Genomic DNA, 9,931 nt, shown 5'->3' with positions numbered 1-9,931 from the left:
ACGCGCGCGTCTCCTCGGGAAACGACGCGTGGTGGCCGATCGCGGCGCCCTCGTCGGCCGCGGCGTCGGGCCCCATCGACCGGAGTTCGGTCCAGTTCTGGAGCGCCTCCGCGAGCGCGCTCCGGGCCGCGGCGACCGGGTCGAGGTCGGCGCCGGAGCCCGCGGCGAACCGCGGCCAGTCGCCGTCGCGGCCGACGCCGGCGGCGACGACGGGCACGTCGACGTCGGTCGTGACGAGCAGCGCGGTCACCGACAGCGACTCCGCCCGCGCGCGCTTCTCCAGCTCGGCGAACCCGTCGTCGTCGACCGCGAGTCCGAGCGGCTCCGTCGTCGAGTACCAGCTCGTCATCGTCGCGTCGCGCTCGATCGCCTCGTACAACCCCGAGAGCGCCGCCTCCGGGCCGGAGTTCCCCAGCCCGAGCCCCGTCGTGATCGCGGGGCGGTACCGGCGCTCCGGCGGCGGGAAGTGGACGAACTCCGCCGGGAGGCTCGCGACGTCGCCGGAGCCGAGGTGCTCGCCGGTCACCCACGGGAGCCGGTCGTCGCGGGCGTACGCCGCGGCGTCGTCCGGCCGGACGAACGCGTCGGGAGCGACGGGGTTCGGGACGGTGGCGGCCGTGCCGTCGGTGAACGACGCCTCGCGGTAGACGCCGGCCGCGTACCGCTCTAACCCCTCGCCGAGCGCCTTCACGAACGCGACGTCCCAGTCGGCGTCAGCGCCGCCGCCGAACTCGGCGGCCCGGGCGTCGGAAAAGGGGGTGGTGTCGGCGACCTGCGCGACGTAGTACGGCAGCGGGAACGACTCCTGTTCGCCGACCGCGGCGAGCGGTCCGACCCGCTCGTCGACGGCGCGGTCGGCGCGGTCGATCGCCGCCGACACCGACCGCGACTCGTGGTCGCGGGGGAGCGCGTCGCCGGGAGCCGTCCCGCAGTCGCAGCCGGGGACCGGCAGCAGGGTGCGCTCGGGGCCGGGTACCTCGACGACGGTGTCGGCGACGGGCTCGTCAGCGAGCAGCCGGATGGTCCGTCGGCCGGCGAGCGCGCCGGCGTAACGCACGGCCGAGCGGCGGCCGCGAGGCGCCTCGGCCGGGTCGGGATCGCCCGCGGCGACCCGGGTCTGGAGGCAGTCGTAACAGGCGTCGTCGAGGACCGACACCGCGGCGTCGAGCGGCTCCAACGGGACGCCGCCGACCCCGCCGACCTCGACGGCGATCAGGCGGTCGACCCGGGCGTCCGCCGCGGCGAACGTCTCGGCGCCCGCCGTGTCGACGACGACGGCGAGGTCGAACCCGTCGAGCAGGCCCGCCTCGACCGGCATCACGTTCACGTCGACGTCCGCGAGCGCGGCGTCGACGGCCTCGACTGCGGGTCCGTCCCCGACGAGTCCGATGTCCATGGGTCGTGGACGCGCGGTAGCGAAAAAAAAGCCGCGGGTGGGCGACGGGTCGCGTGGTCGTCCGATCGCTGGTCTGCGAGGGATTCCGCTGCCCGGACATCCGGCTGCGCCCGACTATTCGGTCGCGGCCGGCTCCACCTCGACGGTCGTCCGGTGCCACCCCGTCGACCCGCCGGGGCGCGGTTCCGTCCGTTCCTCGGTCTGGACCGTCCCGTCGCGGCGCACCGCGCGGACGACGACGTCGAACTCGGTCCGGTCCGGGGCGTCGAACTCGTACCGCCAGCGCCGCCAGGCGTGGGGGGCGATCGGCGCCTCCAGTTCGGCGTCGCCCCACGTCTCCCCGTCGTCGACGCTGACCTCGACGGCCGAGAGCTCCTCGATACCGGTTTCGAGCCCGCCGAAGGCGACCCCGCCGACGACGACCCGGTCCCCGTCGCGTTCGGCGCCGCGCACGTACGACATCGTGTTGACGACCGCCTCCTCGTCCCAGCCGCGCGCTTCCCAGTACGCCTCGTGGTCCGTGCCCGTCACCTCGATCCGGTCGATCCACTTCGTCATCTTCATCCCGTACCGCCCGGGGATGAGCAGCCGCGCCGGGAACCCGTGCTCGGTCGCGAGCGTCCGGTCGCCCATCCCGTACGCGATCAGGATGTCCTCGCGCTCGACGAGGTCGAGGGGGATCGCCTCGCTGTACCCGTCGGCGGCGTGGGTGACCACGTCCGCCGCGTCCGTCGCCGGGTCCGCCGCGTCGACGAGGTCCGACAGCTGGACGCCGGTCCAGTGGGCGGTCCCGATCAGGTCGCCGCCGACCCGGTTCGAGATACACACCATGGTCGTCGTCTGCTCGACGCTCGCGTCGTGGCCCACCAGGTCGTCGTACGCGAGCGCGTACGGCTCCGCGACGGCCCCGCCGACGTCGAGCGTCCACGCTTCCGGGTCGAGGATCGGCGGGTTCACGTTGATGTCGACGACGTAGTGCTCGTCGGGGGGGCGTGACCGCCGCGGGCATCCCGTCGAAGTCGAACGCGGGGTCGCCGCTCGACGGGGAGACCGACCGCTCGAGCGGCTGTTCGACCCGCTGGCTCGGTTCCGGGCCGCCGAGGCGTTCGAACAGCCAGCGGAGTCCCGCGAGCGAGGCGCCCCCGGCGACGGCGATCCCGCCGACGCGCCGCAGGAACCCCCGTCGACCCCTCACCGAGCCGGCGCTCGACAGCCGACGGGCGACGAGGGCCGGCGGGACGACGGCGACGATCACGACGACGGCGAGCCCGACAGAGGGCGACCCGCCGGCGAGGAGGAACAGCGGGACGGTCACGAGCGCGCCGAGCGCCGCGACCGCGAACCCGGTTCCCGGTCGGATCGCCCGCTCGTCGGCGACGACCCGGTCGAGTGCGGCCGTCCCGACGACCCGGTCGAACGCGACCGTCCCGACGAGCCAGCCGAGCGCGGCCGTCCCGACGACGCCGGCGATCACGGCGACCACGAGCGTGGGCTTGGCGTAGAAGCCGAGCAGCCCGACCGCGAGCGTCGACAGCCAGCCGGGCGAGCGGACGATGATCCCCTCGGCGACCGTCTCGATCGCGAACCCGCCGACGAGAGGCGCGGCCGCGAACAGCCCCGCGACCCACGCCGCGCCGACGACGGCGCCGCTCAGCGCCCGGCGAGCCGCGGTCGGCTCCGGATCGGCTCCGGCGATGTCGGCGGTCATGCTGAATCTACGTACAGTTGGTGCGTTCACATATAACGTACCGGGTCGAAGAGCGGAGCGAAGCCGCGATCGAGGGTGTTGCTACCGCACCGCGAGCCGTCCGGTGTCCGACGGTCGATCGAGATCTCAGCCCCTCAGTCGTCGGCGCCGGCGGACTCCGACTCCGTCGGCCCGGCGCCGGAGGACCGCTCGGGGAGCATCGGGGTACCGTCTGCGCGCGGGCCGAGCCGGGGCCCGTGCGGGCCGTCGTCGGGGTCGATCCGGCGTCGGGTCCGGTAATCGGTGGAGCGCTCGACGGGGACGCGACCGATCGCCGTGATCATCTCCACGTAGTCGTCGAACGAGCGGTACTCGCCGTACTCGCCGCCGGCCCGCTTCGTGATCTCCTCCGAGAGGATCGTCCCCATGAAGTCGTCGGCGCCGCAGTTGAGAAGCTTGAGCCCGTGGGCGTCGCCCGACTTCACCCACGACGCCTGCACGTGGTCGACGTTGTCGAGGAAGAGCCTGGCGACCGCGACGAGCAGTTCGTCCTCGTCGCGGGAGGCGCCGCCGTCGACGACGCCCTGCCGGTACAGCGGCGTGTTCTGGTGGATGAACGAGAGCGGGACGAACTCCGTGATCCCGCCGGTCCGGTCCTGGAGGTCGCGGATCACCTTCAGGTGCTCCGCGCGGTGGGCGACCGTCTCGACGTGACCGTACATCATCGTGGAGGTGACGTCGAGCCCGGCGGCGACCGCCCCCTCCATCGCCGCCACCCAGTCGTCGGTGCGGATCTTCCCGGGGCAGATCACGTCGCGCACCTCGTCGACCAGGATCTCGGCGGCGGTGCCCGGCGCCGAGTCGAGCCCGGCGGCGGCCAGTTCGCGGTACACCGTCTCGTAGTCCCAGTCGGTGCCGCGTCTGGCGTGGTACGCCTCCTCGGGGGTCATCGAGTGGACGTGGATCCCGCCGACGGACATCGCCGCGATCTGCTCGACGTAGGTTCCGGGGTCGGTCGCGTAGGTCTCGGGCGGCTTGTAGTTCACCTCGCTCGCCGGGTCGTCGTGGGCGGCGAGGATCTCGTGGTGCTCGTCGTTCAGCGCGAACGCGGGGTGGAGCCCCGAGACGGAACACACCTCGTAGACGCCCATGTCGAGGGCGTCCTCGACGATCGCCCGCGACTCCGCCGGGGTCTTCGTGAACCCGGCGTGGTCGACGTCGCTGTCGGCCTCGAACGCGTGTGCGGAGTCCTTGAAGTTACAGAACAGACAGCCCGTGTTGCAGGCGGTGGTGACGTTGTTGTTCAGGTTGGCGACGAAGGTGACCTCGTCGCGACCTCCTCGCGCCGCCGGCGGTCGGCGGCCTCTAAGACCGCCTCCTTCCGGACGGGGTCTATCCCCTCGGTGTCGGTACCGGTCGCGAGCAGTTCGACCGCGTCGTCGACCGTGAGCCGGACCCCGTCGCGGGCCTTCGCGAGCGCGTTCTCGAACGACTGGTCGGTCTCGGGCGTCTCGAAGCCGAACTCGTCGGCGTCGAGGGCGTCGGAGCCGACGGACTCCGCGCCGGAGGCGCCGTCGTCGGTGGGCTCCGCGTCCGAGCCGTCCGTTCCGGGGGTCCCGTCCGAGGTCATCCCGTGGTACTCGCGACCCCACGGATAAAAACGGGACGGTCACGGCACCCCCCGTCTCGCGGGCCGCACGGAGAGCGGGAGGAAGCGAGTCGGGGAGACGAGGTGGGCCGGCGACGACGGGAGCGCGGCTCCGGCCAGCTGCGTCAGGCGATGTCGCGGTCCTCGCCGGCGTGCGCGCGGACCCACAGCTCGCCGATCCGCGAGAGGGTGGTGCGGTAGGACTTGCCGTGTTCCTCGCGTTCGATGTACCCCTTCCCGCCGGGGCCGAGCCGGTCGACGTTGTAGATCACCTTCGAGCGGAACGAGTCGGTGTACTCCTCGTTGAGCTCGGCGGCGAGCGTCTCCGCGAGCTCGGAGACCGACTCGAACTCGCCGTGTTCGCCGAGCGTGAACAGCACGAGCTCCTCGAACGGTTTGACGTTCTGGAAGGACGCGACGGGCAGCTCGATGACGTGGCTGTCACCGATCCGCTTCGCGCCGATGGTGGTGCCGCGTTCGTCGAACTCCGCGAGCAGGTCCGTCGTGGCTGTCAGCCGGTCCGCGACGCGCTCGTCGGCGACGTCGCCGTCGGCGGCGAGGTCGCGCAGGAGGTCGCGGGTGGCCCGCAGCTCCTCGGCGAGCTCGGTCTCCAGGTACTTCTCGGGGGCGGTGTAGTAGGTGTGGATCCGGTCGCGGTCGTCCTGCCGCTCGACCATGATCGAGTGGGCGGCGGTCGCGAACGCGAAGGAGACGGGCCGCGGCATCGAACAGAGGTTCACCCACACCTCGCGGGGAACCGAGGAGCCGTCGGCGGTGTCGGCCGCGCCGTCGGCGTTCTCTCGCTCGTCGTCCTCGGCACCCCGGTCGAGCTCCGCGTTGATCAGGTCGAACGCGCGCTCGAAGGCGGCGTCGTAGTCGTACACGTCGGTCAGGCGCTCGCGGACCGTCTCGGCGCCGAGCAGGTTCTGGAAGTCCTGTTCGAGCTTGCGAGCGATGTTCCGCGAGTACTCCACGTTGGCCTCGCTCCCGACCGTCCCCTCCAGGAGGATCACCCGGTCGACGTCGAACTGATCCCGGATGAGCGGGGCGATCATCCGGTCGTAGTCGAACCCGACCGGGACGATGTGCGTCTGCATACGCTATACTACGTCGGGGCGGTTATATATCCCCTCAAGTAGCATACCGTTCAATTGCACATCGTTCGTGTGCGTGCCTGCTCCCGTCACGGGATTCGTAAGAATCGACAGGCGCTACGGTCTTAATTCTACGTGGTCGAAATCGGCAGGAAGGAACTCTCAGAAGGAGAAAAGCGACTTAGAAATCCCCGATAGTCCGGTCGCCACCGAGGATACGTCGGTACACGTCGTCGCCGCTTGCATCGGCTAACTCACCACAGAGTTCACGCAGGTCATCGGAGACAGTCCACTTTTCTAGGTAGTTCTGAATGGACTTGCCCTGCTCGTAGCGGTGGCGAAGGAATTGGGCTTTGTCAAGCGGAGTCAATCCATTATCGCCCTCTCCGTTCACCCGTTCCTGAATGTACGCCTGCCGTTTCTCATCGTCCCACGTTCCGAGGATGAACTCTCCAGCATCCATTCGGTAGAGAAGCGTCTCTTTCATCCCATCAGGATTTGCGCTCGTCCCGCGTGTCAACATATTCAGGTCATTGTAAGTGGGGTCATCTATCTCAAGCAGGTCAAGGAACACGTCAACCTCACCAATGTCGCTCCCTTTGTTGGATGATACCATAGATTTCGTCCACAACCTCTTTGGCGCTCATTACTTCTCCACCACGCTGTACTTCGCCGTGATGTTTCGAGTATTCGTGGAACGCCCGTCCCATCTCGATAACTCCAATGTCTCCCTCGGAGAGTTCGCGGTTTTCTGTAAGACGCTGATGAGTTTGTTTGGCTGTCCGAACAATGCTCCGGCGAAGGGAGTTCCAAGAGACGGGTTGTCGGTCGCCTGCCGGGCGAGCAACAATGATAATATCGAACTCGACTGATTCACCACCGATGAACTTGTTCATATCCGCTGAAATTGGATAGGTCGCGGTCACCTCGAACCCAACGTCACAGAGCGATTCGAGTAGTTCCCCCCACGACTCGGAGTCGCTATGGTGGTACGTGAACGTGAGAACGCCGTCGTCTTTCAGCGCCTTGTGGATAACGGAGAACGATTCGTGAAGTTCCGACTCGAACTCTTCCGACCCTTTCCCGAGATAGGGATTGGCAACGATACTCTCGGCGCGTGGCGTCTTTTCTTGGTCGAACCCTTCGTATTCGTCTTCAAGGAGGATTTTCTGCCAAACATAGAAATAGTCTGAAACTTCAGAGTAGATGATGTTGTCGTAGTATGGAGGGTCAGTAATCACCGCGTCATACTCGTCTTCGGCCTTGATAAGACGCATATCTCCCTGATGAATCGTCGTATTTTCTCCGATAGGTTGTGAGAAGGGCTGTGTTTCTTTATTTTCACCATTTTCGATATGTCTCTCGGTAGGTGATTTGGCGTATTCGACGCCCTTTAGAATCATATCCCACATCGCCGTGAACGTGCCTGTCCCGTAGTACGTCCCCCACAGATTGTTTTCTACCGGTCGTTGGGGCGCATCGAAGGAATTTGTGTTGAAAATGTTCGCTATTAGATTTTTTCCGGGATTGTAGGAGGTCATTATCGTATTGTAATTTAGCGACTCCGAAAGACAGAGAAGGAGATATTCCCGAACGTTCTGTGATTCAATCTCGTTGATAGAACGGAGCAACTTCGCAAGCCCGAGAAGTTGGCGCTCGTTGAACATATCCGTCCAATACCGCATATCGTGTTGGAAAACGTCATTCCCACTCACCGAAGACGCCGCTGTAATCGCTCCTTCCGGGATTTTTTCGTCGGGAACGTATTGTCGGAGTTCTTTGTTTTCCTGCCATTCCTGTTTTGCCTTTCTGAAACGTTCTTTGTCGGGTGCTTCCGCAGATTTATACCCTTTCACGTCACTTCTCGCCCGGTCTCGTTCATCACAATGCCGACAGTAATATTCGATTCCGTATAGCCGCAGTCCGTACCCCTCTTGTTCGTGAATCGCGTCCGTTATGCCGTACTTTTGTCCACAGTCAGGGCACGAATAGGTACCGTGCGAAGCGTTCCCTTCTTCCGGTGAGAACGTATGGGTACATTCGGTACAGGTACACTCTTGCCGCCAATCGTCCACCAAAAAAACGGAACCACAATCCGGGCATAAGACGTTGTATTTGTCGTCGTTCTCGTAGCGTCCCTTCGCTACCCGATAGTCCTTGAATAGAGGAACTTCGTGACCACAAGAGACGCAGTCAAGTTCCTTGACCCAAAAGTTGTACATCACATCAGCGTCGTGGTCACCGTTCGGACACGGGGTCTTGTAGTAGTCAAGAATCTCGTCGGCTACATCCTCTTTGACCTGCTTAAATGCTTGTTCAAGTTCCTCTACGTCGGTCTCCCCCGCGTCAAGTTGCTTCTTTGTGACAAACCACGCGACCGGATTCAGGTCAAATCCATCCGCTTCAACACCGAAACGTGAGGCTTCGACAAGGGAAGTGCCACCGCCCATAAACGGGTCAAGAATCCTCTTATCACCAATTCTCACGTCTTTCGGATAGAGTTCCCACAGACTCTCCGGGTCGGCCATATCGACGTTTTCGATTAGATTCTCAACCTCGCTGTGGCCCCCACCGAAATCTCCGAGTGTTCCGTTCTCGCCCGGCTCGTGAACTTCGACCTTATCAGGGTCATCCAAGAGGGAATACAGAGAAATAGACCGGAAGACACAGCCGAGCCTTCGTGCCCACCACTTGTGCATCGTGTAGATAGGCCGGTAGTACTGCTTTGCGCGCCCTTCTTTCTGTGCGATTTCATTCACTCGCTCAATCGGGAACCCCCGTTCAATGGGGAGTTCCTTCCGGTCACTTCGCTCAGCAGAGCGACCCGTTTCCTGAGACATTGTGAATACGCCATCCAATCCATCCGAGTGTCATAAATCCCGCAGACTACCCTCACCGCGACCGCGTCTTTGAGTGTAAGGCATCTCCGATAAAGCGAGGCTTCACTTATAAGCGAACATAATCTCCAGACGGATGACGCTCTCCGAAAACCGGACGACGCGTAGTCGAACCGAGAGAGATGCTGTAGGACGTCCGTGACCGTCTCAGGGTCGACTAACACGTCCCGTTCTCGATCTCCCTGATTGAGCGTCAGGGACAACACCTTGTTGTGCAAGTCCGTTTCCACGGCGTCAATCGACTCACAGAATCGGATGAAGGAACGAAGGGTGTCTAATTGCCCCTTCAACGAAACCGGATTCAGGTCTTCCGAGCGAGACTGCTTGAACTCTAAGAGAGAACGACCGGAGAGTTCGTTGAGATTGTCGACGTCTTCCTGCTCACACCATTCGATGAAGCGGGTGAGTTTGTAGCGATACGACTCGATGGTTTCTTCGGCTAAGTCGGTACGTCTGTCCCTGAGGTAGAGGCGAACGGCCTCTTCAGGGGCGATTGGCTCAAGCGTGGAATCGGACATTGCGTTTCTCCTTGCAAAGCCCGAGAACGGGAGCGAGAGACGCTACAGCGCGATCAGCCGGTCGTAATCGAACCCGACCGGCACGATGTGCGTCTGCATACGTGACACTACGCCGGGGCAGGTATAGATGCGATCACCGCGCGCCGGCGACGTCGCCGCGCTCGGGTGTCCCCGGACGCGTATTTTTATTTCCCCGTGCGTTCAACCAACACGTGACATGGTGTTCAAGAAAATCACGTTGATAGGGACGAGCGAGGAGAGCTTCGACGACGCGGCCGACGACGCCATCGACCGCGCGGAAGACACCCTGGAGAACGTCTACTGGGCGGAGGTACAGGAGTTCGGCGTCGAGTTGCAGAGCGTGCCGGACCGGGAGTACCAGGCCGAAGTCGAGGTCGCGTTCGAACTCGTAGACTGAGCGGTTCGGCGTCTCGCTTCTTTTTATAAGTCGCCGGTGGCGTGATGCCCGCTTCCGAAGCCCCAGCCGCTCGGTTGTACGAACGAGACGACGATCTGAGAAACGTGACGGCGGAGAACACCACCAAAGCCCCAGCCGCGAGGCCGCCGTACGCTCGCTGCGCTCCTCGTCGCTCGTTTCACTCGTTCCTGCGGTGCTTGTGTCGCCTACGGCGGCCTCGCGGCTGCCCCTTTGTATCCCACCCGACCGCACAGCCCCGCACCTCACGCCTCC

6 protein-coding genes and 2 pseudogenes are annotated in these 9,931 nt (G+C 64.6%); 2 read left to right on the top strand and 6 right to left on the bottom strand.

The genetic code is table 11. From position 1 onward, the window contains the following. Together GJ633_RS10535 and GJ633_RS18270 are read right to left on the bottom strand one after the other, a co-directional pair. The coding region (locus GJ633_RS10535) for a YcaO-like family protein (protein WP_156588798.1) at positions 1–1,396 on the bottom strand (1,396 nt) is incomplete at its 3' end. A 114-nt stretch (positions 1,397–1,510) separates the two neighbouring features. Beyond that, complete coding sequence (locus GJ633_RS18270; protein WP_156588797.1) at positions 1,511–2,353, bottom strand: molybdopterin-dependent oxidoreductase; 843 nt, start codon at positions 2,351–2,353, stop codon at positions 1,511–1,513. A 35-nt stretch (positions 2,354–2,388) separates the two neighbouring features. Here GJ633_RS18270 and GJ633_RS10525 point away from each other — a divergent pair, with 35 nt between their 5' ends. Next, a complete protein-coding gene (locus tag GJ633_RS10525; protein WP_156588796.1) occupies positions 2,389–2,898 on the top strand; it encodes a hypothetical protein in 510 nt (169 codons plus the stop codon). Positions 2,899–3,238: 340 nt separating this feature from the next. On the opposite strand, the pseudogene cofH reads toward GJ633_RS10525, so the two are convergent. The 4 genes and pseudogenes from cofH to GJ633_RS18525 all read right to left on the bottom strand — a co-directional run bounded on the left by cofH (position 3,239) and on the right by GJ633_RS18525 (position 9,240). Next, positions 3,239–4,713, bottom strand: a pseudogene (cofH, locus tag GJ633_RS10520) (7,8-didemethyl-8-hydroxy-5-deazariboflavin synthase subunit CofH). 143 nt (positions 4,714–4,856) lie between these two features. Then, positions 4,857–5,828: a DUF6293 family protein gene (locus GJ633_RS10515; RefSeq protein WP_156588795.1), complete on the bottom strand. Its 972-nt coding sequence runs from the start codon at positions 5,826–5,828 to the stop codon at positions 4,857–4,859. A gap of 178 nt (positions 5,829–6,006) precedes the next feature. Then, a pseudogene (locus tag GJ633_RS10510) lies at positions 6,007–8,665 on the bottom strand (DUF1156 domain-containing protein). Further along, positions 8,581–9,240, bottom strand: coding sequence for a site-specific integrase (locus GJ633_RS18525; RefSeq protein ID WP_156588794.1), 660 nt, complete (start codon positions 9,238–9,240; stop codon positions 8,581–8,583). The pseudogene GJ633_RS10510 and the gene GJ633_RS18525 overlap by 85 nt, the downstream one beginning before the upstream one ends. Before the next feature lie 217 nt (positions 9,241–9,457). Here GJ633_RS18525 and GJ633_RS10500 point away from each other — a divergent pair, with 217 nt between their 5' ends. After that, positions 9,458–9,658 (top strand): dodecin, encoded by a 201-nt coding sequence (locus tag GJ633_RS10500; RefSeq protein ID WP_156588793.1) that lies wholly within the window; start codon positions 9,458–9,460, stop codon positions 9,656–9,658. Positions 9,659–9,931 lie beyond the last annotated feature (273 nt).

Source organism: Halorubrum sp. CBA1125 (assembly GCF_009742825.1).
Classification (GTDB): Archaea; Halobacteriota; Halobacteria; order Halobacteriales; family Haloferacaceae; genus Halorubrum.
This window is presented reverse-complemented; position numbering and strand designations above follow the sequence as displayed.